A 21,732-nucleotide genomic window follows, 5' to 3' on the forward strand; every position below is an offset into this window, starting at 1 on the left:
AATGACTATGGAAAACTTCAAGATCGACATCGACGCCGACGGCATCGCCGTCATCGCCTTCGACGTGCCGGGCCGTTCGATGAACACCCTGACCTCTTCGGTGATGAAGGAAATCCCCGAGCTGGTCGAACGCATCAAGACCGACGAGTCCATCAAGGGCGCCGTCATCACCTCCGGCAAGGCCTCGGGCTTCTGCGCCGGCGCGGACCTGGGCGACATGGCCGGCGGCGTCCTGTCGGGCGGCGGCGACCTGCAGAAGGCTTTCGACGCCGGCTGGAAGCTGAACGGGGCCTTCCGCGCGCTGGAAACCTGCGGCAAGCCTGTGGCGGCGGCGATCAACGGCCTGGCCCTGGGCGGCGGACTGGAGTTCACCCTCGCCTGCCACTATCGCGTGGTCGAGAACGACAACAAGATCCAGCTGGGCCTGCCCGAGATCAAGGTCGGCCTGTTCCCCGGCGGCGGCGGCACCCAGCGCCTGACCCGCCTGGTCGGCGTCCAGAACGCCATGATGGCGATGAGCGAAGGCAAGTCCTTCCGCCCCAACGACGCCAAGGGCGCCGGCATCGTCCATGAGGTCGTCGAAAAGGGCCAGTCGGTCGAGGCCGCCAAGACCTGGATCAAGAACGGCGGCAAGGCCGTGCAGCCGTGGGACGACAAGTCGTTCAAACTGCCCGGCGGCGGCCCCTATCACCCGGCCGGCATCCAGAACTTCATGGTCGGCAACGCCATGCTGCGCAAACAGTCCTACGGTAACTATCCGGCCGTGGTGAACCTGATGAAGGCCGTCTACGAAGGAACCCAGGTTCCGATGGATGCGGCCCTGCGGATCGAGACCCGCTATTTCATCAAGACCCTGATGACGCCCCAGGCCCAGGCCATGATCCGCAGCCTGTTCCTGTCCAAGCAGGAACTGGACAAGGGCGCCGTGCGTCCGGCCGACGTGCCCAAGTCCGATCCGAAGAAGGTCTCGGTCCTCGGCGCCGGCATGATGGGCGCGGGCATCGCCTATGTGCAGGTCATGGCCGGGATCGAGACGGTGCTGATCGACCAGACCCAGGAAGCCGCCGACAAGGGCAAGGCCCATGTCGAGGAACTGCTGAAGAAGCGTCTGTCGCGTGGTCAGATGACTCAGGACAAGTTTGACGCCACCCTGGCCCTGGTCACGGCGACGACCGACTATGACCACATCAAGGGTTCGGACCTGGTGGTCGAGGCCGTGTTCGAAAGCCGCGAGATCAAGGCCGATGTCACCAAGCGCGCCGAGGCTCAGCTGGCCGAGGGCGCCGTGTTTGGCTCCAACACCTCGACCCTGCCGATCACCGGCCTGGCCGAGGCCTCGGTTCGTCCCGAGGACTTCATCGGCATCCACTTCTTCTCGCCCGTCGACAAGATGATGCTAGTCGAGATCATCCTGGGCGAGAAGACGGGTCAGGCCGCCATCGCCAAGGCGCTGGACTATGTGCTGAAGATCAAGAAGACGCCGATCGTCGTCAACGACAGCCGCGGCTTCTACACCTCGCGCTGCTTCTCCACCTTCCTGATGGAAGGCATGGCGATGCTGGAAGAGGGTTACGGCCCGGCCCTGATCGACAATGTCGGTCGGATGACCGGCATGCCGCGCGGCCCGCTGGAGATGCACGACGACGTCGCCCTGGACCTGTCCTACAAGATCGCCAAACAGACGGCGCTGGACCTGGGCGACAAATATGTCCCGTCGGAAGGCGCCGACATCGTCGCCAAGATGGTCGAGGGCGGACGCTACGGCCGCAAGAACGGCAAGGGCTTCTATGACTATGATCAGAAGCCCAAGACGATCTGGAAGGGACTGAGCGACCTGGCGCCGACCACCAAGGGCATCGACAAGCCCGAGGAGGCGACCGCCTTTGCCCAGATCGACGAGCTGAAGACCCGCCTGCTGTATCGCCAGGCGGTCGAGGTCGCCCGCTGCTGGGAAGAGGGCGTCATCGACGACCCGCGCGAAGCCGACCTGGGCGCCATCCTGGGCTGGGGCTTCGCGCCCTGGACCGGCGGCCCCATCAGCATGATCGACGGCATCGGCCTGGCCCAGTTCGTCGAGACGGCGGACCGCCTGGCCGCCACCTATGGCGACCGGTTCAAGGTCCCGCAGCTGCTGCGCGACATGGCGGCCAAGAACGAGACCTTCTACGGCAAGTTCGCCCCGGAGAAGGCCGCCGCCTGATCGGTTGCGGACATCGTAGAACGACGGAACGGGCGGCCTTCGGGTCGCCCGTTTTGGTTAGATAGCCACGCAGCAACCCATACGCGTGTCATGTTCACGCGATATGATGCGGTCAATCCAAACGTTCACTGGCCACCATGTTTGCTGTTCAATTCATCCTATCGATCGCCACCCTGATGGCCACCATGACCTTGTTTCCCCTGGCTGGACGCCTGGAGGCTGACGCAAGGCGACATGGAAATAGACTTCAACCGCCCTCGTCCCTGGCCAGTTACGAGCGTGGTCGTCTCGTCATTTACTGGATCCTGGGTCGGGCGCCGTCTCCAGACGTGCCGGTCGGGAGCAAGGCTGCGGTCTGGCTGGCGCGCGCCTTAATCGTCGCCAACAGCCTTGTCGGACTATTTGGCCGGTATCTCGCCCAATGACGGCATAAATCCACGCTCGGCCGCCTGGGCCTGGCGGATATGGTGATCCCAAAAAAGACCCGCCCGACACGAGGTCGGACGGGTCGCTCCGCCGTCCCTCGCGGGGTCGGTGGCGGGTCGCTTGGGGCGACGGAGTGTCTAGGAAGGCGAGACGGTCGTCAGCCTTCGAGATCCTGGCCTTCGTCCGGCTCGGGCGTGCCCAGCAGTTCGTCGGCGATCTTGCTGGTCGAGGCCCGCACCGCCTTCTCGATCGAGGCGGCGATGTCGGGGTTCTGTTTCAGGAATTCGCGCACATTCTCGCGGCCCTGACCGATCCGGGTCGAGTCATAGCTGAACCAGCTGCCCGACTTCTCGATCACCCCGGCCTTGACGCCCAGGTCGATGATCTCACCCAGTTTGGAGATGCCCTCGCCGTACATGATGTCGAAGATGACCTCGCGGAACGGCGGGGCGACCTTGTTCTTGACCACCTTGACCCGGGTGGTGTTGCCGACCACCTCATCGCGGTTCTTGATCGCGCCGGTGCGGCGGATGTCCAGACGCACCGAGGCGTAGAACTTCAGCGCATTGCCGCCTGTCGTCGTCTCGGGCGAGCCGTACATGACGCCGATCTTGTGACGGATCTGGTTGATGAACAGGACGATGCAGTTCGACTTGGAGATCGAGGCGGTCAGCTTGCGCAGCGCCTGGCTCATCAGACGCGCCTGAAGGCCGGGCAGGCTGTCGCCCATCTCGCCCTCGATCTCGGCGCGCGGGGTCAGGGCGGCGACGGAGTCGACGACCACGATGTCCACAGCGCCGGAGCGCACCAGGGTGTCGACGATCTCGAGCGCCTGTTCGCCGGTGTCCGGCTGGGACACCAGCAGATCATCCAGGTTCACGCCCAGCTTCTGGGCGTAGCCGGGGTCCAGCGCGTGTTCGGCGTCGACGAAGGCGGCGGTGCCGCCGGCCTTCTGAACCTCGGCCACGGTGTGCAGGGCCAGGGTCGTCTTGCCCGAGGATTCAGGGCCGAACACTTCGATCACCCGCCCGCGCGGCAGGCCGCCGATGCCCAGGGCCATATCCAGGCCCAGGGATCCGGTGGACACCGAGGGGATCACGTCGGCGACCCCGCCCTTGCCCAGTTTCATCACCGAGCCCTTGCCGAAGGCGCGATCGATCTGAGCGATCGCCGCCTCCAGGGCCCGTTGCTTGTCGCCGTCTTCCTTGCCCACCAGTTTCAAAGCCGCCTGTGCCATTGCCTTCGTCTCCCTTGCCATGATTCCCGTCAGAAGCTTGGGAGAGACCCGCCATGGACCCGCCCCCGTTTTTGTGAGGCCGACTATGTGCACGGTTTGTTCCAGTTCACAAGATGTTCTCATCCGGAACCGATGAGAACATCCGAATCCTACGTCCGATTTTGACGGATCAAGGAACGGCGACCGGCGCCTCAGCGGCCGGCTCGGCATGGCGGGCCGCCAGGGACAGGCCGCAGCCCAGGATCAGCATGGCCGCCGCCAGCCCGGCCAGGGTGTGGCGCGCGCTTCCCCCACCCGGGGCCAAGGGCCGGGCCAGGGCGACGATCAGCACGGCGATCAGGCCCAGCGCGCCTGGCTGGTCCATCCCCACGCCCAGGAAGACGAAATGGCCCAGCCCCGCCAGCCAGCCGCCGACGACCCCGGTGGCGACCGCCGCGGGCGCCAGGGCGGCCCACCGCTCCAGCCGCGCCCCGATCCCCGCCGCCAAGGCCGCTGCGCCGGCCGCCGCCAACCCGGTCCAGACGAACAGCAAGGCCGCCTCGGGCGCCAAGGCCTGAACCAGCCCGCCCAGGATCAGCACCAGGACGACGGCCCCCAGCCAGCCGCCCCAGACCGTCTCGTCCTCGCCGCCAGGCCACAGGCTCAGACCCACGGCGACCAGGGCCGCACCCAGCACCACCGGATCGAACCCGCCCAGGCCCGTGGCCAGAACCGCCGCCGCGGCGATCACCCCCGCCAGCAGACGCCGCCCGATCAGGGCCCGCCCCGCCAGCAGGGCGAACATCACCCCCAGCACGGCCAGGCCTACGCCCGCCTCCATCCAGGGCAGGCGGCGCAGCAGGACATAATAGGTCTCGGCCGATTCGATCCGGCCGCCGACCGGCCCGGCCAGAACCCGCACCGCCTGGGCCACGACGATCCCGGCGGCCAGCAGCCAGACGCCCCCGCTCAGCCCCTTGCCGAACTGACGCAAGGTCAGGCCCGTGGCGTGACGCGCGCCCCAGGCGGCGAAACCGGTCAACAGAAAGGCCAGACCCAGCAGCCCCCACCCCGTCCCCGGCCCGTGCCGCAACACCCCCAGGCCGAAGATATCGGCGTAGACGGCGTTCTGCGTGGCCTTCGGCAGGACGGGCGCCCGCACCAGGGCGTCGGTCATTTCCAGCGCCTGGGATCCGATATGTTGCAGACTGCCCTGGTCCAGGGCGTCCGGCGTCGAAATGGGCGAATGGTACTGCGCCGGCCGGCCGATGAAGGCCAGGTTGATCCCGGCCAGGCCCCGGTCGGCGGCCAGGGTGAAGTCGGTGCCGTTGGGCATCAGCCGATAGACAAAAATGGCCAAGGCGTTGCTGGCCGCACCCCCGTCGGCCCGGCGCGTCGCCCGAGCGTAAAGGTCGATGGTCTGGGCGTTGCCGGGGCCGGTCTCGAACATCATGGCCCGACCGCCGCCGCCGCGCGCCTCCAGGTTCACCACCGCCCCGACCCGACCCCGCAACGGATGTTCGCTGAAGAAGGCCCGCGCCCCGTCCAGGTTCAGCTCCTCCCCGTCGGTGAGCAGCACGACCAGCCCCCTGTCGACCGGTCCGCGCGCCCTGATCGCCCGCACCGCCTCCAGCACCGCCGCCACGCCGCTGGCGTCGTCGGCGGCGCCCGGCGAGCCGGGCACGCTGTCATAATGAGCCATCAGCACCACGAGGGGCAGGCTGGGGTTCCGGCCCGGCAGGACGCCGACCAGATTGACCACCGACAGGCCTTCGACCGACTCGCCCCGGTCCTCGATCCGGCGCACGGCGGCGGGCGACAGGGCCCCGGCCTGGAGCGTGGGCGCCAGGCCCAGCTGCGCCATTCGGCCCTGCAGATAGGCTTGGACCAGGGCGTGATCGGTCGAACCTATGGGACGGGGGGAGCGGGCCATGACTCGCACGTCCGCCATGGCCCGCTCCGCCGAAAATCCGGTCGCGGCGGCGCTTGTCGGCGCGGGCCGAGGCGTCTGTGTCGTGATCACGGCCAACCCCAGCGCCGCCGCCAGGGCCGCCAACAACAAGACCAGCCGCATTAGATGCATCCCCCGAGGCGTCATCGCGCCAATAGGGCCGAGCTGGCGTCATTTCGCAAGTGCGGGGTCAGGGACGCGTCCGGTTCCGTTCGACCCGGTTGCCGGTCGCCCCGTCGCCGTCGTCGGCGCTGGACCCGAACGGATAGCCGGCGTCATCGCCGCAATAGGACCGGTTCCCCTCGCGCGCGCCCACCACCACCGTCCGGGGGCGCAGCCAGCCGACGCCGGAAAACACATTATCCGTGATCTGATTATAGGACGGCGTCTGGTGACGGATCACCCCGTCCTCGCCGCAGTTGCGGTACAGGAAGACCCCGCCGCGGCCGCCCAGGGCGAAGCGGTTGCCGATGATGCGATTGGCGCCCGATCCGTCCACGGCGATCTGTTCACGCCCGGTGCGAATGGTGAAGTCATTGTCCTGGATCACCGTTCCGGCGCTCTCTGCGTCCAGATAGACGGCGGTCGAGACCGACCGGCCCGAAAAGCGCGAGCGCGCCACCACGGTCTGCGTCACCCCCGGCCCGACATACAGGGGGATGGTCCCCACGCCCTCGAACCGCACCCGCTCCAGAATCGTGCCCAGGGGCGCCGCGCTCTGGGCCGCCGTCGTGTGATCGGGCGTCCGTGACGAGGCCAGCAGGTCGCGCATCGACCCGCCCGCCCCCATGCCCCAGATCCGCACATTGCCGACGACGGTGCAGTTGCGCACATAGGTCTGGACCGGACGGCTCCAGCCGTCGCCCTGACGCCGCGACCAGATCGCCACCGTCGGCGTCTGTGACGTCGCCTCGCGCGCCGGTCGGATCACCCCGCCGCCGCAGTCGATCCCCGCGCCCGAGGCCTCGGCCCCCTCCATCAGAACAGGCCGCCGCACGGCGACGCCCGCCAGGTCGGCGCGGCACGTCAGGCGATAGGCTTGATCGGACGGGGCGGTCAGGTCGCGCACCTCGGCCAGGGTGCAGGCCCGCGCGCCTGCGGGATCGCCCGCCTGAACCGCCGCCAGCAGGATCAGGCCGCTCCACATCTCAGGGCAGGGGAACAGCCAGGGCCGCGCGCTCGGCCGCGCAGCCGGGATTGGTCCGTCCCGTCGCCCGCGCCGCCGCCAGTTCGTCGCGCGCCGCCGCGATCTCAGCCTGGAAGTCCGGCGTCGCGACGATTTCGGCGACGACAGCCCGCCCCAGCGCCTCGCCCGCCAGCCCATCGCTGGGATAGTCCATGGCGCAGATCTGGCGGCTCACGCCGATCTCATGGCCGATGCGCCGCACCGCCGCCGCACGATCAGGCGCGATCAGGGCCAGGGCCTCGGCATAGGCGGTTCCCACCGCCGCGCCGGCGGAGGGCGCGGACGGGCTGCGCCGCATCGCCGGCGTCAGGGTCTGGCAGGCCCGGCGCGCGGGATCCTCGGCGACCGGCCGGGCGCGACGACCTCGCGCCTGGGCCTGGGCCAGCACGACCGCCGCCTGGGCGTCATGAAAGACCTTGGCCATCATCCGGTCCAGCGTCGGCGTCTCGGCCGACCCCAGCCGCACCCCCAGGGCGCAGTCGAAATGCTGAAGCGCCAGCGGCGGGCGCAGTTCGGCATGGGCGGTCGCCATCAGCCAGCGGTCCGAATCCTCCAAGGCCGTGAACCGCGCCGAGGCCGCCCGGTCGGCCGCATCCTGCGTCGATCCCGCCACGGGCGCGGGCGTCGCCGCCTGGGCCAACCGCGCGACGACGCCGGGCGACAGATAGCCTTCGTCGGTCGCGCTGAAGATCGGATGGGGCGCAGTCCGCCCGGCCGGGGCGCAGGCCGCCAGGGGCAGCGAAGGCAGGATCACCGTCGCCGCGATCAGGGCGGCGACCGGTCTCACAGACCCGCGCTCCAGCTCAGCTGCACCGAGGTCTCGCCGCCGGCGCCCGGCGCCGCCACCACCTGAAGATTGGTCGCGCCCGCCTGGCCGCCCGCAGCGCCATAGGCCCGGGCGTCGCCCTGGTTCATGCCCATGACCGAGGTCAGCCCCGCCTCCTCGGCGCGGGTGCGATAAAAGGCCACCACCTCGTCGGGCGTGGCGGCGGTGGTGAAGGTGACCAGCCCGCCCTCGCCGTCCGGCCCGGCGGCGGTCGTCGCCGGCTGGTCCAGGGCGGCGCCGGGGTACAGGGCGGCATAGGCGGGCGCGCCGGGCGCAGCGGGGATATCCGCCGTCATCGCCTCGGGCGCAGGCGCAGCCTCTCCCTCCGACGGCGAAGCCGGGGCGGTCATTTGGTCAGGGGCGGCGAGGGAGGCCTGGGCCGGCGCCTTTTCGGTCCTGGACCGGTCGTCGCAACCTGCAAGGCAAAGCAAGACTAAGGCGGCCGAGGCCGCCAGACGGCGTATCATCGGGGAATCGTCCCTTGGACCCATGGTCAAGGCGCCACCGTGGCGCAAGGATGCGGCGGCAGCAAGGCGTCGGCGTCAATCGTCGTTTTCAGCGCGGCCCCGTGTCCCCGCCGAGGCCCGCCCTTCTTCGGCGAGGGCCTCGTTGATCTCGAGCGAGTCGGGATCATCGTCCGATCCGCTGGCGGACCCGCCGCGCAGCGAGCCGGCGCGGGTGTCGGAGCCGGAATCTGTGCCGTCCAACGCCTCGATCAGGGCGTCAGCCTTGTGCCCCAGGTCCGGCTTTTCGCCCATGTCGGCGGCCTCGCGCGCATCCTCGCACTCGGCTTCGGTCTTTTCGGCGTCAACGTCCGTCATGGCTCATGTCTCCGGGTTCGTCGAAGGTAAAGCGCCCGACCCGGTTGCGGTTCCCCGCTCCCTGCCCTTGAACCTCGGCCGTCAGCCCCGATCTAGGCGTCATGATCCCGTTCTCAGTTCTCGACCTCTCCCCCATCGTCGAAGGCGGCGACGCCAGCCGCGCCCTCGACGAGACCCTGGCCCTGGCCCAGGCCGCCGACCGGCTGGGCTATGAGCGGTTCTGGCTGGCCGAACACCACAACATGCCCGGCATCGCCAGCGCGGCGACCGCCATCGTCATCGGCCATGTGGCGGCGGGCACCCAGCGCATCCGCGTCGGCTCCGGCGGCGTCATGCTGCCCAACCACGCGCCCCTGGTCGTCGCCGAACAGTTCGGCACCCTGGAGACCCTGTTCGCCGGCCGGATCGACGTCGGCCTGGGCCGCGCGCCCGGCACGGACGGCGCCACCGCCCGCGCCCTGCGCCGCTATTTCGAGGGCGCCGACCAGTTCCCGCGCGACGTGGTCGAATTGATCCAGTGGTTCGAACCGGCCGCCGACAACCAGCCCGTCCGCGCGGTCCCGGGCGCCGGCCTGCGCGTGCCGATCTGGCTTCTGGGGTCCAGCCTGTTCAGCGCCCAGCTGGCCGGCCAGCTGGGCCTGCCCTACGCCTTCGCCAGCCATTTCGCGCCCGAACTGCTGCTGGAGGCCCTGGCGCTGTATCGCCGCAGCTTCACCCCGTCTGACCGGCTGGCCCAGCCCTACGCCATGGCCGCGATCAACGTCTTCGCCGCCGATACGGACGCGGAAGGGGTGCGCCTGTCCACCTCGATGCAACAGAGTTTCGCCCGTCTCTCGACCGGCAAACCGGGCAAGCTGCCCCCGCCCGTCGACGACATCACCGCTGTCCTGACCCCGCAACAGATCGAGGGGGCGCGCAGCCGCCTGCTCTATTCCGCCGTCGGCGGGCCGGACACGGTGCGGAAACAGCTGACCGACTTTATCGCCCTGACCGGCGTCGATGAATTGATGGTCACCGGCATGGCCTTCGACAACGCCGCCCGCATCCGCAGCCTCGAGATCGTCGCGGAAGTTCGCGGGCGGATGGAGACGGCGGAAGCGGCCTGACCAGCCGGTTCACTCCAGTCCGGTCAGAAACGCCAGCAGCAGCCCAGTCACCTCATCCGGCCGCTCCTGCTGGATCCAGTGGCCAGCGCCGGGCAGGACCACCGAACGCGTCAGGTTCGGAACCCAGTCCTTCAGCCCGGTCTCGGCCGAGCCGGCATAGTGTCGGACCGGATCGTCCTCGCCGACGATGAACAGGGCCGGCTGGAGAATCCGCTGCTCCTGCGCGAAGGCGGTCAGCGACCAGTTCAGATCGATCGCCCGATACCAGTTCAGCGGCCCGTCGAAGCCGCCGGCCGTGAAGGCTTCGACATATTCGGCGAAATGGGCGGGGGTCATCCACGGCGGCAGGTCGGCGCCGTCGTCGATGCTGTCCAGCAGGCCGACGCCGCGCACCATGAAGCCGGTCGCCCGTTTCGACGCGGGGGTGGCGCCGTCATAGGACCAGAACAGTTTCCTCAGCGTCGTCGCCGGATCAGCCTCCAGCGCCAGATGGGCGTCCGCCGCCTGGAACCGGCTGATATAGAGATCGCCCAGCCCGGCCCGTTCGGACAGGATGGCCATGACGGTCGTCGGCGGGCCCTGGGGGCGACGGGGCTGGAACGGCACGGACAGGCCGGCCACCGCCGTGAACAGATCCGGCCGCAACAGGGCGCAATGCCAGGCGACCGGCGCCCCCCAGTCGTGGCCCACGACGACGGCGCTCTGTTTGCCCAGCGCCCGGACCAGATCGACCATGTCCCCGACCAGATGCAGGATCGAACAGGCGTCGACGCCCTTGGGCTTGTCCGTGCCGCCGTATCCGCGCATGTCGGGGGCGACGACGTGGTATCCCGCCGCCGACAGGGCCTCGACCTGCGCCCGCCAGCTGATCCCCAGTTCCGGAAAGCCGTGGATCAGCAGGACCAATGGCGCGTTGAGGTCTTCGAACCCCGCCTCCAGCATCTGTTGGACAAGGCCGTCGGTCTTGATAAGCCGGGTGCGCATCTCAACCTCGCAGGCGGCTCTTCCGCCGCTCATCGAACAGGACGGACATGACCCGCCTCGTCACCTTTGCAGACGGTACGACCGTTCCCGCCCTGGGCCAAGGCACGTGGGAGATGGGCGACGATCCCGCCTGGCGCGACGAGGAGCAGCAGGCCCTGGCGCGCGGCATCGACCTGGGCCTGACCCTGATCGACACGGCCGAGCTCTACGGCGACGGCCGTTCCGAACGGCTGGTGGGCGAGGTCATCGCCGGGCGCCGCGACGAGGTCTTTCTGGTCTCCAAGGTCCGGCCCGAGAACGCCTCGGAAATGAAGATGATGCTGGCCTGCGAGAAGTCGCTGGAACGGCTGGGGACCGACCGGCTGGACCTGTATCTGCTGCACTGGGAAGGCAATGTCCCGCTGGAAGAGACGGTCGCCGCCTTCCAGGAACTGGTCGACGAGGGAATGATCGCCCGCTGGGGCGTGTCCAATCTGGATCTGCGCGCCATGGAACGGCTGATGGAGATCGAGGGGGCCGAGGACTGCGCCGTCAACCAGCTGCTCTATAATCTCGGCTCGCGCGGGGTGGAGTTCGACCTGTTGCCCTGGATGCAGGCCCGCGACATGCCCATGATGGCCTATTCGCCCCTGGGACGGGGCGAGTTGCTGGAACAGCCCCTGATCCGCGACATCGCAAACCGCCACAGCGCCGACCCGGCTCAGGTGGCGCTCGCCGCCATCCTGCGCCACGACGGGGTCATCGCCATTCCCAAGGCCGGCTCGATCGAACACGTCGAGGCCAACGCCGACGCCCTGGAGATCCAGTTCGACCTCGAGGACATCGAACGCCTCGACGCCGCCTTCCCCCCGCCCACGCGCGAGACCCCGCTGGACATCATCTGAGGGATGCGGACGCGGCCGGACCCCGGCCGCGTCCCTCGCCACGGCTTGATTTAGCGGTTTCCGCCTGCCACCGCGATGATTTCACCGGTGATCCAGGCGCTGTCGAGCGAGGCCAGGAAGACAGCGACAGGCGCGATGTCAGACGGCTGACCCATGCGGCCGAGCGGGGTCTGGGCGACCATCTGGACCTCCAGATCCGAGCCGATGATGCCCGTGGCGTGGGTGCCCTCGGTCTCGACGGCGCCGGGCGCAATGGCGTTGACCCGGATCTTGCGCGGGCCGAGCTCCTTGGCGAGCACGCGGGTGATCGAGTCCACGGCGGCCTTGGTGGCCGTGTAGACCGAGGCGGTCGGGATATCGACGGTGGTGGCGCCCGAGCTGATGTTGATCACGCTGCCGCCGTCGGGACTGAAGCGCTTGGCCGCCTCGCTGGTGGCCAGCAGCAAGCCCAGAACATTGGTGTCGAACTGGCGACGGTACTCGGCCTCGGTAAAGTCCTCGATCGGCGCGAAGGCATAGACGCCGGCGTTATTGACGAGGATGTCCACCCCGCCGAACGCCTTCTGGGTCTCGTCGAATAGCCGCGTAACATCGTCGCTGCTGGCCACGGACGCCTGGACGGCGATGGCCTTGCCGCCGGCGGCGGTGATCTCGGCCACGACCTTGTCCGCCCCTTCGCGGCTGGAGGCGTAGTTGACCGCCACTGCGGCGCCCTCGGCGGCCAGGGCCTTGGCGATGGCCGCTCCGATGCCTTTCGATGCGCCGGTGACGACGGCGGTCTTGCCTGAAAGCTTGCTCATGATCTCTCTCCGGTCGCCTTCAGCGGCGAACGGTTTGATATTTAGATAACCATCGAACTGATTCAATAAGCGGGGCTGTTGATTTTCTGAAACCTGCCTCAGATTTCCGCGAGCTGGGCCAAATAGGCGTTCAGGACGTCGCGCTGCAGCACCAGGAAGGCGAACTTGCCCTGCCGGCAGATCTGGATCAGGCCGGCGGTCTCCAGTTCCTTCATATGGTGCGAGAAGGTGGGGGCGCTGACCGAGACAAGCTGGGCGACCGCGCCGCAAGGGGTGGGTTCGCTGGCCGCGCCGATCTCCTTAAGGATCTGACGGCGACGCGGCTCCGCCAGGGCCTTGGCGATCAGGTTCACCTGGCGTTCGTCCAGCCGGATGCGCAGCGCGTCTTCCATAGGGCTCATATGCGGTGCGAGAGCGGCTGACGCAAATGGGGCGCGACGCCACGTCGGTCGTCGGTTCGGCTACCCGCCTCGGATCACGTCCAACAGCCGCGCCCGCGCCTCCGCCGCATAGGAGACCGCCGGCCCTCGCCCCCAGACCGGATCGGGCCACAGGCCGTCGTCGCGACGGCGGCCGACGACATGGAGGTGCAACTGGGCCGTCACATTGCCGATGGCCCCCACGTTCAGCTTCTCGACCGTTCCCAACCGCCGCACCAGCGCGCCGGCCCGCACCGTCTCCTCCATCAGCGCGGCCCGCTGTTCGACGCTCAGGTCTTCCAGCTCCACCGCCCCCTCGACACGCGGGATCAGGATCAGCCAGGGAAACCGTGCGTCGTCCTGCAGCCGCACATGGCACAGCGGCCATTCGGCGGCGGCGACCGATCCGGCCTCGAAGGCGGGCGCGACGACAAACCCCATGCTCAGTTCAGTCCGTAGATGACGCAGGCGCTGTCGGTCATGACCTGCAACGGCGGCTGAAGCGCCAGCCGTGCGGCCTCGATCTGAGCCTCGCTCGGCGCTCCGCCCGCCATCTCGGCAACTGGCGCAGGCACACGAACCGCCAAACGTGGCGGCGGCGGAGCGTTAACGCGCGACCCCGTCACCATCATCTCGTCCACCGTCGTCTCCTGCCCACCCCCGGCGGCATAGGCGGGCCAGCCCGCCAGTACGTCGGTCTGGCAGACACGGCCCGACGGATCGATGATCTTGACCCGGCCCAGGGTCGCGCCGGCGTTGGTCGCCGCAGCCTCGGCCCGGCGCCGCGCATCCTTCATCGCCTCGGCCTGCAGATTGGCCTTCCAGCTGTTCTCCGGATCCAACTGGAAATTCACCTGGCCGATCGACGTCGGGCGCGAGGCCACGATGGTGGCGTACACCCGCTCGATCAGGCTGACGTCGCGGACGGTCACGTTGACCGAGGCGTCGGCTTGATAGCGCGCCACCCGGTCGGCGCGGGTGTTGTCGCGCATCACCCCGTTCTCGTCACGATACTGGTCATAGAGGGGGCGGGTGGTGACGCTGGTCTCGACCCGCACCTTGTCCGCGCCATAGGCCGACAGAGCCTGGCTGAGGGCCCGCACCTGGTCGGCGGCGGCGCGCGAGGCCTCGGCGACGCTGCGGTCCACCGACTGGAAGGAGGCGGAGACGAAGGCGCGATTGGCCTGGAGTTCGACCCGCACCTGGCCCACCGAGGCGATGACCGGATCGCGCATCCACCAGGGCGCGGGAATATAGCGGTCGCCGATGGTCGCGGGCGGGGTCTGGGCCAAGGCGGGGGCGGCGGAGACGAGGGGGGTAGCGCCCAGCAACAGGGCGAGAGCGAGGGAAGAGCGCATCAAAATCCTCCGGTTGGACCGCAACCTTCGCAAGCCAGACCAAGGCCGTAAAGCGAGGTTCTTGCGACAGCCGCGAGAGGGGTCTAGACCGCCCGCACGATTAATCCCCTTTCGCACACGCAATAAACGGAGACATCCATGGCTCGCGCGAAGATCGCCCTCATCGGCGCCGGCATGATCGGCGGCACCCTGGCCCATGTGGCCGCGCGCGAAGCGCTGGGCGACGTGATCCTGTTCGACATCGCTGAAGGCACCCCCCAGGGCAAGGCGCTGGACATCGCCGAGGCCACCGCCGTCTTCGGCTCGGACGTGGCCCTGAAGGGCGCCAACGACTATGCCGACATCGCGGGCGCCGACGTCTGCATCGTCACCGCCGGCGTGCCGCGCAAGCCGGGCATGAGCCGCGACGACCTGATCGGCATCAACCTGAAGGTCATGAAGGCCGTCGGCGAGGGCATCAAGGCCCACGCCCCCAACGCCTTCGTCATCTGCATCACCAACCCGCTCGACGCCATGGTCTGGGCGCTGCAGAAGTTCTCGGGCCTGCCCAAGGAGAAGGTCGTCGGCATGGCCGGCGTGCTCGACTCGGCGCGCTTCGCCTACTTCCTGGCTGAAAAGACCGGCGTGTCGGTTCAGGACATCCACGCCTGGACCCTGGGCGGACACGGTGACGACATGGTGCCGATGGTGCGCCACTCGACCGTCGGCGGCCTGCCCCTGCCGGACGCCGTCAAGGCCGGCTTCCTATCGCAGGACGAGCTGGACGCCATCGTCGACCGCACCCGCAAGGGCGGCGGCGAGATCGTGGCCCTGCTGAAGACCGGCTCGGCCTTCTACGCCCCGGCCGAAAGCGCGATTGCGATGGCCAAGTCCTATCTGCTGGACCAGAAGCGCGTCCTGCCCTGCGCCGTCTGGCTGTCGGGCGAATACGGCCTGTCGGACCTCTATGTCGGCGTCCCGGCCATGATCGGCGCCGCCGGCGTCGAGAAGGTGATCGAGTTCACCACCAACGACGAAGAAAAGGCGATGTTCGAAAAGTCCGTCGCCTCGGTCCAGGGCCTGCTGCAGGCCTGCAAGGACATCGACGCCTCGCTGGCTTAAGCGATCGCACAGATCGAATGACGAAGGGCCTGCGGAGCAATCCGCAGGCCCTTTTTCTTTGCGCTTTCCAGATCTTCCCCCGCTTGCGGGGGAAGTGTCAGCTCGTCGAGCGCAGCGAGACGGCTGACGATGGGGGAAGTTCTCTTCCAGCCAAACAAGACTCCCCCTCCGACCCTGGTTCGCTTCGCGAACGCCGGGCCACCTCCCCCGCAAGCGGGAGAGGGTCTTTCGTGTCACTCCCGCACGTGGGCCAGCCAGTCCTTGCTCTGCATCTCGTTGAAGCGCGACACGGTGCGTTCGAACTCGAACGCCCCCACACCCTCGGTATAGAGGGCCTCAGGCCGGGCGGCGGCCAGGACGATCAGCTTGGTCTTGGCCTCGTACAGAGCGTCCACCAGCGTCACCAGGCGGCGCGCCTCCTGCTGGTTCGACGGCCCCAGGATCGGCACGTCCTCCAGGAACAGGGTGTGAAACCGCGCGGCGACGGCCAGATAGTCCTGCGGCCCCAGCGGCCGGCCGCACAGGTCCGCAAACCGCGCCCGCGCCATCGAGCCCACGGTCCGCTCCACCACCACGTCGCGGCCCAGGACGGCAAGGTGCGCCGGCTCTTCCGGCTCGCCGCCCTTCAGTTCGCGCCAAAGCTCTTCGAACCCGGCCCGGTCGTCCGGCGTGTGCCAGACCTGGGCCGAACTCAGCCGGTCCAGCCGCCAGTCGCGCGCACCCGCCGTCTGCACCACGGCGCAGCGGTCGCGGATGATGTCGATGAAGGGGACGAACAGCTGGCGGTTGATGCCGTTCTTGTACAGGTCCTCCGGCGCCCGGTTCGAGGTGATGGCCAGCACCACCTTGTCCTCGAACAGGGCCTCGAACAGCCGGCCCAGGATCATGGCGTCGGCGATGTCCGTCACCTGAAGCTCGTCGAAACACAGCAGCCGGGCTTCGGAGGCGATCAGCTTGGCGATGGGCGGAATGGGATCGTCGCCCTTATGCGTCCCGAACACGGCCTTGCGGCTTTTGGAGTCGCCCTCACGCCACTGGCGCACCAGGTCGTGGACCCGGGCCATGAAGGCGTGGAAATGGGCGCGTCTTTTCCGGGGCTCGGGCGTGGCCGAATAGAACAGGTCCATCAGCATGGACTTGCCCCGCCCGGGCGGTCCCCACAGATAGATCCCCTTCACCTCGGGCGGGCGTCCGAACAGGCCGCGCCGGGCCAGATCGGTCTCCAGCCGCTCCAGGGCGACGAGCACTTCGGCCTGGGCCGGATCGGGCGTCAGCACGCCCTCTTCCACGCGGATGTCGTAGGCGTTTCGGATGCGGGAGGTCATGAGCCCCTGCTTAAAGTCCCCGCCGCCGAAAAGCGATTGCTTCGCGGCTGCGAACGCCTAAATGCACACCACACAACACATCGCGCTCAAGCAGCGAGGCCCCGTGGGCCGAGCGATAGCGCGTCCGAAGGACCAATCATCATGGGTTATCGCGTCGCGATCGTCGGGGCCACGGGCAATGTGGGCCGCGAAATGCTGAACATCCTCGAGGAGCTGGAATTCCCCGTCGATGAAATCCACGCCATCGCCTCGCGCAAGTCCAAGGGGGTCGAGGTCTCGTTCGGCGACAAGACCATCAAATGCCAGGACATCGAACAGTTCGACTTCTCCAAGGTCGATCTGGTCCTGATGTCGGCCGGCGGCGAGGTCTCGCGCGCCTGGTCCGAAAAGATCGGCAAGGCCGGCCCCATCGTGATCGACAACTCCTCGGCCTTCCGCAAGGACGCCGACGTGCCCCTGATCGTGCCCGAGGTGAACCCCGACGCGGTCAAGGACGCCAAGAAGAAGAACATCATCGCCAACCCCAACTGCTCGACCATCCAGCTGGTCACGGCGCTGAAGCCCCTGCACGACGCGGCCAGGATCAAGCGGGTCGTGGTCTCGACCTATCAGTCGGTGTCCGGCGCCGGCAAGGAAGGCATGGACGAGCTGTGGAACCAGACCAAGGCCATCTACGGCCTGGGCGACGCGCGCCCCAAGAAGTTCCCCAAACAGATCGCCTTCAACGTCATCCCCTATATCGGCTCCTTCCTCGAGGACGGTTCGACCGACGAGGAGCAGAAGATGTCGGACGAGACCCACAAGATGCTGGATCCCGACATCAAGGTCACGGTCACCTGCGTCCGCGTGCCGGTCTTCGTCGGCCACTCAGAGGCTGTGAACATCGAGTTCGACCGCCCCATCGCCCCGGACGAGGCCCGCGCCATCCTGCGCGAGGCGCCGGGCGTGCTGGTGATCGATAAGCAGGAGCACGACGGCTATATCACCCCCGTCGACGCCGCCGGCGAACACGCCGTCTATGTCAGCCGCATCCGCAAGGATCCGACCGTCGAGAACGGCCTGAACCTGTGGGTCGTGTCCGACAATCTGCGCAAGGGCGCCGCCCTGAACGCCGTCCAGATCGCCCAGCTGCTGGACGAGACGGGCGTCATCACCTCGTCGTCGGGGTATCGTTCGATCACGGTGTAATGTCTTTCGTCATCCTCCGGCGCGCGTAGCGCGACCGGGGGACCCAGCGGCGCGCGTGAGCGCGAACCTGTCGCGGACGCGATTTCGGCCGTCATGCTGCTGGGAGATTTCGCCTTCGGCGCCGCTGGGTTCCCCGGTCTGCGCCGCGAAGACGCGGCTTGCCGGAGAATGACGAAAGTGAAGTTGAGTCGCCCATGACCGCCGCCGCCGCCCCCAATGATCCCCGCGCGGTCGCCACCGCCATCGCCTGCTACAGCCTGTGGGGCCTCTTGCCCCTGCTGTTCATGGCCATGGCCGCCCACGGCTTCGGCGCGCCCGAGATCCTGGCCCATCGGGCGGTCTGGTCGGTCTTCGTGGCGGGTCTGTTCCTGCTGCTGGCGGGCCAATGGGGCGAAGCGAAACGGGTGCTGGCCACGCCGCGCACCCTGGCCTGGCTGGCCCTGTCGGCGGCGATGATCGCGACCAACTGGAGCCTGTACGTCTTCGCCACCACCCATCATGCGACGCTGGAGGCCAGCCTCGGCTATTACATCAACCCGCTGCTCAACATGGCGGCGGGGGCGGTGTTGTTCCGTGAACGGATCGACCGCTGGAGCGGCCTCGCCATCGGCCTGGCCGCCGTCGGGGTGGTGATCCAGACCATCGCCCTGGGCCATGTGCCGATCATCGGCCTGACCCTGGCCGTCACCTTCTGCGCCTATGCGGTGATCCGAAAGCGCGTGCCTGCCTCGGCCCAGACCGGGTTGTTCGTCGAATGTCTGGTGCTGCTGCCCATCGGCGCCCTGTTCCTGGCCTGGCTGGCCACGCACGGCCAGGCGACGGGTTTCGCCTCCCCCGCCGGTCTGGCCTGGGCCCTGGTCAACGGCCCGGCGACGGTCATCCCCCTGGTCCTGTTCGCCTGGTCGGCGCGGCGTCTGCCCCTGTCCACCCTCGGCTTCATCCAGTTCCTGGCGCCGACGCTCCAGTTCGCCTGCGGCGTCTGGGCGGGCGAGGCCCTGACGCCGCTGCGCATCGTTTCCTTCGGCTTCATCTGGGCCGGGGCCAGCGTCTTCGCCATTGGGGCAAGCATGCGCAGCCGGGCCGCGCGCATGTCATCTCGGAAGTTTAAAGCTTCCCAATAGCTATTGGTCTTGCCCTTTGAACGTTGGCAGAACCTTACTCTTAAACGTTGGCGATGAGATAAGTTGAGCATAACTTTCGCTGCGCTCACTTGCGATTATGTGATGCGCTGCGATATGCGCCAGATCATATGCTGTATCCTTATGACCTAAATCTCGCCTTATCCAACCGTACAAATACGCCAACCGGGCCAGCATATCCCCCACGTTGCCATTCGCATCGACGGTTTCGATAGCCTCAAAAGACTTTACGGCTTTTGCGCTCCCCCAGACAACCAGCTTGTATCGAGCGTCATTCAACCGCTTAGCAATTTCGTCTGGATCACTATCCTTGCCCCACGGCTTCGACTTACTCATCAGCTCATTAAGAACATCTAATATCTCGGCATATATCTTTGCCTTTTCGGGGAACAGCCGGGCCTCTGCTTCTTTCTCTTTTGTTCTAACGAACGTGACCAGAGCAGTAACAGTCGTGGCAATCACAGCAATAAGCGCTACACTTTGCTGCGCAGACATGTCGCGAAAGAGAGCTTGCGTCACCATCCAGATCAGCCAAAAGCCAAATGCTAGAATGGCGCATGCCAAGATGAGACCGACGATATTAGATATCTTCATGCAGCCTGCCTAAATCGATTCGTATAACGACGATACAAGCCGCCGGGGGCGAGGGTCGCCGATCAGGTGCGGCGACTGACGCGTCATCACATAGGCGGCCGACAGCCGACGCGACGGGTCGGCCATGGCCATGGACCCGCCCCAGCCATAGTGCCCCCAGGCTTCGCCCGGACCGAAGACGTTCAGCCCGTCGTTGCGCATCAGGCCCGCCGCCCAGCTGATCACATAGGGCAGCACCTTGTCCGGGCCGTGGATCCGTTCGCGCGTCAACTGGTCCAGCGTCCCGGCCGACAGCACCGACCGTCCCTCCAGAACGCCCCCATTGGCGACCACCCCCATGATCCGCGCCAGGCCCAGGGCCGTGCCGTGCAGATTGGCCGAAGGGATCTCCATCTTGCGCCATTCGGCCGACCCCCGCCCGCCGGGGGCCGAGCCCCGGTCCAGGAAGGCCGCCTGTTTGATCGGATCGACGGTTCCCAGACTGGGCGCCGCCGTGGGCTTGCGCATCTGGGCCACCCGGCCATGCTCGCTCTCGGGCAGGCCGATCCACAGATCCAGGTCGGGGAAGTCCGCCCGCAAGGCCTGGCCCATGGTCCGCCCCGTCGCCAGGCGGAAGACCTCGTTGGCCATGTAGCCGACCGTGACGGGATGATAGCCGGACGCCGTGCCGGGCTCCCACATCGGCGCCTGGGCCGCCAGCCGCGCCAGCACGGACGCCGCCTCGAACCAGACCGACGGATCGACCGCCTCGGAAAAGCCCGGCAGGCCCGCCTGGTGGCTCATCAACTGGCCCACGGTGATTCCGGCCTTGCCCGCCGCCCCGAACGCGGGCCACAGGCTGGCGACCGTCTGCTCGTAATCCAGCCGGCCCGCCTCGACCGCCGTGGCGATCAGCAGGGCCATCACCGCCTTGCCGGTCGAGAACACCGGCGTCAGGGTCGTCTCGGTGAAGGCCGTGGTCCGCGCCGTGTCGGCATGCCCCGCCCACAGATCGATGACCGTCTCCCCCCCGATCATCACACTGAACCGCGCCGCCTGCTCGTTCAGCCCCTCGGGCGCGTCGGTGAAGTTGGCGGCGAACGCCTCGCGCACGGCGTCGAAGCGCGGTTCGCAATGGCCTTGAATATCGATGGGGTCGGTCATGGCGCGGTCATAGCCCCGGACCTCCGGCCGGGGAAAGGGTCAAAGGACATCCGGCCTGTCCTCACCCTTCCTCGTCGTCACAAGGATAAGGGTCGCATCGTCTTTGAGTTTCCCCCATACGATCTGGACCCAGCCATCGCGGACCTGACGTGCGTGGTGACGATCCTCGATCACGGCATAGTCAGTCTTTTCCGCCATCCACGCCGCGACTTGGTCCGAAGCAAAGCCATGGGCCAGGATGAAACACTGGGCCTCGTTCATGGATATGTCCACCGAGCGCAGGGCGCGGGGCGTCCCCGCCGCCCAAGATTTTTGGCCGTATTGTCCGGCTTCTTCAGCGAAGTGGGCGGGGCCGTCCACCGGCGGCAAGTCCAGAAGCTCCGCCTCTCCGGCCGCAAGGCAGAAGGCCAGCCCTGTAGCCAAGGCCTCTATCGGCGCGCTCTCACCGGACATGTCGCTGACCTGCTTGGGCTCGTTCTTTCTGGAGGCGACAGATAGAACCACGCCCCCGTCTCCCCCCACAGGCCTTGAGTAGGCGAGAACACCGCCGCCGTCGAACAGACGAAGATAAGCCGTACCCGCCTGGTTATATGGCTCATAGCCCTCTCGCGCTTCGAACAAAGCCGCCACATCGGCTTCCGAGGCTTTGAACGCATAGACCGAACAACTGCCGTCGTTCGGCTCAACCATGATCCCGCCGAAACTGTCCGGCGCGCCCGTGGCCCATCTTTGCGCGCCGTACCGGCCGTCGAGTCTCTGAAAATCCCTGGGGCCTTCGACAATCGGAGGGGCGTCAGTCATGTCGGCCTCCGCCACGGCGACACAATAGTCCACGGCGGCGGCGAGTGGCGTCCGGTCGACGGCTATGGGGGCGTCGGTCTGTGCGCCCGGCGTCACCAACGCAGCCATCGCCACCAGGGCCTTGAACCAGACTACCGAACCCATGCCATTCATCCCGACAAGCGCGAAGGTTGTCTCCGCGCTACCGAAGTTCCATCACGGTCGCATGACAAAAAGGCCCCGCACCGAAATGCGGGGCCTCAATCTTTACGACCCTTGGAAAGG

The 21,732-nt window shown here is 67.6% G+C and carries 21 protein-coding genes; 6 read left to right on the forward strand and 15 right to left on the reverse strand.

What is annotated here, in order from left to right:
- The first annotated feature begins 7 nt into the window (after nt 1-7).
- Nucleotides 8-2,200 (forward strand): 3-hydroxyacyl-CoA dehydrogenase NAD-binding domain-containing protein, encoded by a 2,193-nt coding sequence (locus AC1RSI_RS02615; protein ID WP_154726433.1) that lies wholly within the window; start codon nt 8-10, stop codon nt 2,198-2,200.
- Nucleotides 2,201-2,783: 583 nt separating this feature from the next.
- On the opposite strand, the gene recA is transcribed toward AC1RSI_RS02615, so the two are convergent.
- The 6 genes from recA to AC1RSI_RS02645 form a co-directional block, all read right to left on the reverse strand.
- Entirely contained in the window at nt 2,784-3,863 is a 1,080-nt protein-coding gene (recA, locus tag AC1RSI_RS02620) for a recombinase RecA (protein ID WP_008261712.1), read from the reverse strand.
- A gap of 169 nt (nt 3,864-4,032) precedes the next feature.
- The gene (locus AC1RSI_RS02625; RefSeq protein ID WP_492322610.1) at nt 4,033-5,916 is read right to left on the reverse strand and encodes a M20/M25/M40 family metallo-hydrolase; all 1,884 of its coding nucleotides are present in this window, start codon (nt 5,914-5,916) and stop codon (nt 4,033-4,035) included.
- 67 nt (nt 5,917-5,983) lie between these two features.
- Complete coding sequence (locus tag AC1RSI_RS02630) at nt 5,984-6,940, reverse strand: right-handed parallel beta-helix repeat-containing protein (RefSeq protein ID WP_291753705.1); 957 nt, start codon at nt 6,938-6,940, stop codon at nt 5,984-5,986.
- 1 nt (nt 6,941) lies between these two features.
- Nucleotides 6,942-7,766 (reverse strand): phosphatase PAP2 family protein, encoded by an 825-nt coding sequence (locus tag AC1RSI_RS02635; protein WP_154726962.1) that lies wholly within the window; start codon nt 7,764-7,766, stop codon nt 6,942-6,944.
- Nucleotides 7,763-8,155, reverse strand: a complete 393-nt coding sequence (locus AC1RSI_RS02640) for a hypothetical protein (protein WP_221205239.1) — start codon at nt 8,153-8,155, stop codon at nt 7,763-7,765. Before AC1RSI_RS02640 ends, AC1RSI_RS02635 begins: the two co-directional genes overlap by 4 nt.
- Nucleotides 8,156-8,347: 192 nt before the next feature.
- Nucleotides 8,348-8,626 carry a hypothetical protein gene (locus tag AC1RSI_RS02645; protein WP_008261484.1) on the reverse strand — a complete coding sequence of 93 codons (279 nt, stop codon included), beginning with the start codon at nt 8,624-8,626 and terminating at the stop codon, nt 8,348-8,350.
- Between the two features lie 101 nt (nt 8,627-8,727).
- Between AC1RSI_RS02645 and AC1RSI_RS02650 the strand changes: the two genes are divergently transcribed.
- A complete protein-coding gene (locus AC1RSI_RS02650) occupies nt 8,728-9,732 on the forward strand; it encodes an LLM class flavin-dependent oxidoreductase (protein ID WP_154726963.1) in 1,005 nt (334 codons plus the stop codon).
- 9 nt (nt 9,733-9,741) lie between these two features.
- Here AC1RSI_RS02650 and AC1RSI_RS02655 read toward each other — a convergent pair whose 3' ends face one another.
- Nucleotides 9,742-10,716 (reverse strand): alpha/beta fold hydrolase, encoded by a 975-nt coding sequence (locus AC1RSI_RS02655; protein ID WP_447941399.1) that lies wholly within the window; start codon nt 10,714-10,716, stop codon nt 9,742-9,744.
- Nucleotides 10,717-10,763: 47 nt separating this feature from the next.
- Here AC1RSI_RS02655 and AC1RSI_RS02660 point away from each other — a divergent pair, with 47 nt between their 5' ends.
- Entirely contained in the window at nt 10,764-11,600 is an 837-nt protein-coding gene (locus AC1RSI_RS02660) for an aldo/keto reductase (protein ID WP_008264070.1), read from the forward strand.
- Nucleotides 11,601-11,650: 50 nt separating this feature from the next.
- On the opposite strand, the gene AC1RSI_RS02665 is transcribed toward AC1RSI_RS02660, so the two are convergent.
- From AC1RSI_RS02665 to AC1RSI_RS02680, 4 genes are all read right to left on the reverse strand, one after another.
- The gene (locus tag AC1RSI_RS02665; protein ID WP_154726965.1) at nt 11,651-12,400 is read right to left on the reverse strand and encodes a glucose 1-dehydrogenase; all 750 of its coding nucleotides are present in this window, start codon (nt 12,398-12,400) and stop codon (nt 11,651-11,653) included.
- A gap of 98 nt (nt 12,401-12,498) precedes the next feature.
- On the reverse strand, nt 12,499-12,792 hold the full coding sequence (locus AC1RSI_RS02670; RefSeq protein WP_008263087.1) for an ArsR/SmtB family transcription factor: 294 nt from the start codon (nt 12,790-12,792) through the stop codon (nt 12,499-12,501).
- 69 nt (nt 12,793-12,861) lie between these two features.
- Entirely contained in the window at nt 12,862-13,260 is a 399-nt protein-coding gene (locus AC1RSI_RS02675; protein WP_154726967.1) for an HIT domain-containing protein, read from the reverse strand.
- A gap of 2 nt (nt 13,261-13,262) precedes the next feature.
- A complete protein-coding gene (locus AC1RSI_RS02680; RefSeq protein ID WP_447941398.1) occupies nt 13,263-14,177 on the reverse strand; it encodes an SIMPL domain-containing protein in 915 nt (304 codons plus the stop codon).
- A gap of 138 nt (nt 14,178-14,315) precedes the next feature.
- Between AC1RSI_RS02680 and mdh the strand changes: the two genes are divergently transcribed.
- Nucleotides 14,316-15,278 carry a malate dehydrogenase gene (gene mdh, locus AC1RSI_RS02685; protein ID WP_035308980.1) on the forward strand — a complete coding sequence of 321 codons (963 nt, stop codon included), beginning with the start codon at nt 14,316-14,318 and terminating at the stop codon, nt 15,276-15,278.
- 233 nt (nt 15,279-15,511) lie between these two features.
- Here the strand turns inward: mdh and zapE are convergent, their stop codons facing one another.
- The gene (gene zapE / locus AC1RSI_RS02690) at nt 15,512-16,603 is read right to left on the reverse strand and encodes a cell division protein ZapE (protein WP_154726482.1); all 1,092 of its coding nucleotides are present in this window, start codon (nt 16,601-16,603) and stop codon (nt 15,512-15,514) included.
- 141 nt (nt 16,604-16,744) lie between these two features.
- On the opposite strand from zapE, the gene AC1RSI_RS02695 reads away from it, so the two are divergent.
- Nucleotides 16,745-17,791 carry an aspartate-semialdehyde dehydrogenase gene (locus AC1RSI_RS02695; RefSeq protein WP_035308977.1) on the forward strand — a complete coding sequence of 349 codons (1,047 nt, stop codon included), beginning with the start codon at nt 16,745-16,747 and terminating at the stop codon, nt 17,789-17,791.
- Between the two features lie 194 nt (nt 17,792-17,985).
- Nucleotides 17,986-18,912: an EamA family transporter RarD gene (rarD, locus tag AC1RSI_RS02700; protein ID WP_154726481.1), complete on the forward strand. Its 927-nt coding sequence runs from the start codon at nt 17,986-17,988 to the stop codon at nt 18,910-18,912.
- On the opposite strand, the gene AC1RSI_RS02705 is transcribed toward rarD, so the two are convergent.
- Genes AC1RSI_RS02705 through AC1RSI_RS02715 form a run of 3 tightly spaced genes read right to left on the reverse strand, consistent with a single transcriptional unit; the run spans nt 18,913 to nt 21,621 of the window.
- Nucleotides 18,913-19,524: a hypothetical protein gene (locus tag AC1RSI_RS02705; RefSeq protein WP_154726480.1), complete on the reverse strand. Its 612-nt coding sequence runs from the start codon at nt 19,522-19,524 to the stop codon at nt 18,913-18,915.
- Between the two features lie 9 nt (nt 19,525-19,533).
- Nucleotides 19,534-20,667 carry a serine hydrolase domain-containing protein gene (locus AC1RSI_RS02710; protein ID WP_154726479.1) on the reverse strand — a complete coding sequence of 378 codons (1,134 nt, stop codon included), beginning with the start codon at nt 20,665-20,667 and terminating at the stop codon, nt 19,534-19,536.
- A 39-nt stretch (nt 20,668-20,706) separates the two neighbouring features.
- Nucleotides 20,707-21,621, reverse strand: a complete 915-nt coding sequence (locus AC1RSI_RS02715; RefSeq protein ID WP_154726478.1) for a hypothetical protein — start codon at nt 21,619-21,621, stop codon at nt 20,707-20,709.
- Nucleotides 21,622-21,732: the final 111 nt, after the last annotated feature.

The sequence above is a fragment of the Brevundimonas sp. GW821-FHT10E09 genome (assembly GCF_058809375.1).

Coding starts and splice junctions, on each gene's coding strand:
- AC1RSI_RS02645 (WP_008261484.1), bottom strand. CDS start 8,626: ATGACGGACGTTGACGCCGAAAAGACCGAAGCCGAGTGCGAGGATGCG.
- AC1RSI_RS02630 (WP_291753705.1), bottom strand. CDS start 6,940: ATGTGGAGCGGCCTGATCCTGCTGGCGGCGGTTCAGGCGGGCGATCCC.
- rarD (WP_154726481.1), top strand. CDS start 17,986: ATGACCGCCGCCGCCGCCCCCAATGATCCCCGCGCGGTCGCCACCGCC.
- AC1RSI_RS02675 (WP_154726967.1), bottom strand. CDS start 13,260: ATGGGGTTTGTCGTCGCGCCCGCCTTCGAGGCCGGATCGGTCGCCGCC.
- AC1RSI_RS02615 (WP_154726433.1), top strand. CDS start 8: ATGGAAAACTTCAAGATCGACATCGACGCCGACGGCATCGCCGTCATC.
- AC1RSI_RS02660 (WP_008264070.1), top strand. CDS start 10,764: ATGACCCGCCTCGTCACCTTTGCAGACGGTACGACCGTTCCCGCCCTG.
- AC1RSI_RS02710 (WP_154726479.1), bottom strand. CDS start 20,667: ATGACCGACCCCATCGATATTCAAGGCCATTGCGAACCGCGCTTCGAC.
- AC1RSI_RS02655 (WP_447941399.1), bottom strand. CDS start 10,716: ATGCGCACCCGGCTTATCAAGACCGACGGCCTTGTCCAACAGATGCTG.
- AC1RSI_RS02670 (WP_008263087.1), bottom strand. CDS start 12,792: ATGGAAGACGCGCTGCGCATCCGGCTGGACGAACGCCAGGTGAACCTG.
- AC1RSI_RS02705 (WP_154726480.1), bottom strand. CDS start 19,524: ATGAAGATATCTAATATCGTCGGTCTCATCTTGGCATGCGCCATTCTA.
- AC1RSI_RS02650 (WP_154726963.1), top strand. CDS start 8,728: ATGATCCCGTTCTCAGTTCTCGACCTCTCCCCCATCGTCGAAGGCGGC.
- zapE (WP_154726482.1), bottom strand. CDS start 16,603: ATGACCTCCCGCATCCGAAACGCCTACGACATCCGCGTGGAAGAGGGC.
- AC1RSI_RS02680 (WP_447941398.1), bottom strand. CDS start 14,177: ATGCGCTCTTCCCTCGCTCTCGCCCTGTTGCTGGGCGCTACCCCCCTC.
- AC1RSI_RS02625 (WP_492322610.1), bottom strand. CDS start 5,916: ATGCGGCTGGTCTTGTTGTTGGCGGCCCTGGCGGCGGCGCTGGGGTTG.
- AC1RSI_RS02640 (WP_221205239.1), bottom strand. CDS start 8,155: ATGACCGCCCCGGCTTCGCCGTCGGAGGGAGAGGCTGCGCCTGCGCCC.
- AC1RSI_RS02665 (WP_154726965.1), bottom strand. CDS start 12,400: ATGAGCAAGCTTTCAGGCAAGACCGCCGTCGTCACCGGCGCATCGAAA.
- mdh (WP_035308980.1), top strand. CDS start 14,316: ATGGCTCGCGCGAAGATCGCCCTCATCGGCGCCGGCATGATCGGCGGC.
- AC1RSI_RS02695 (WP_035308977.1), top strand. CDS start 16,745: ATGGGTTATCGCGTCGCGATCGTCGGGGCCACGGGCAATGTGGGCCGC.
- recA (WP_008261712.1), bottom strand. CDS start 3,863: ATGGCACAGGCGGCTTTGAAACTGGTGGGCAAGGAAGACGGCGACAAG.
- AC1RSI_RS02715 (WP_154726478.1), bottom strand. CDS start 21,621: ATGAATGGCATGGGTTCGGTAGTCTGGTTCAAGGCCCTGGTGGCGATG.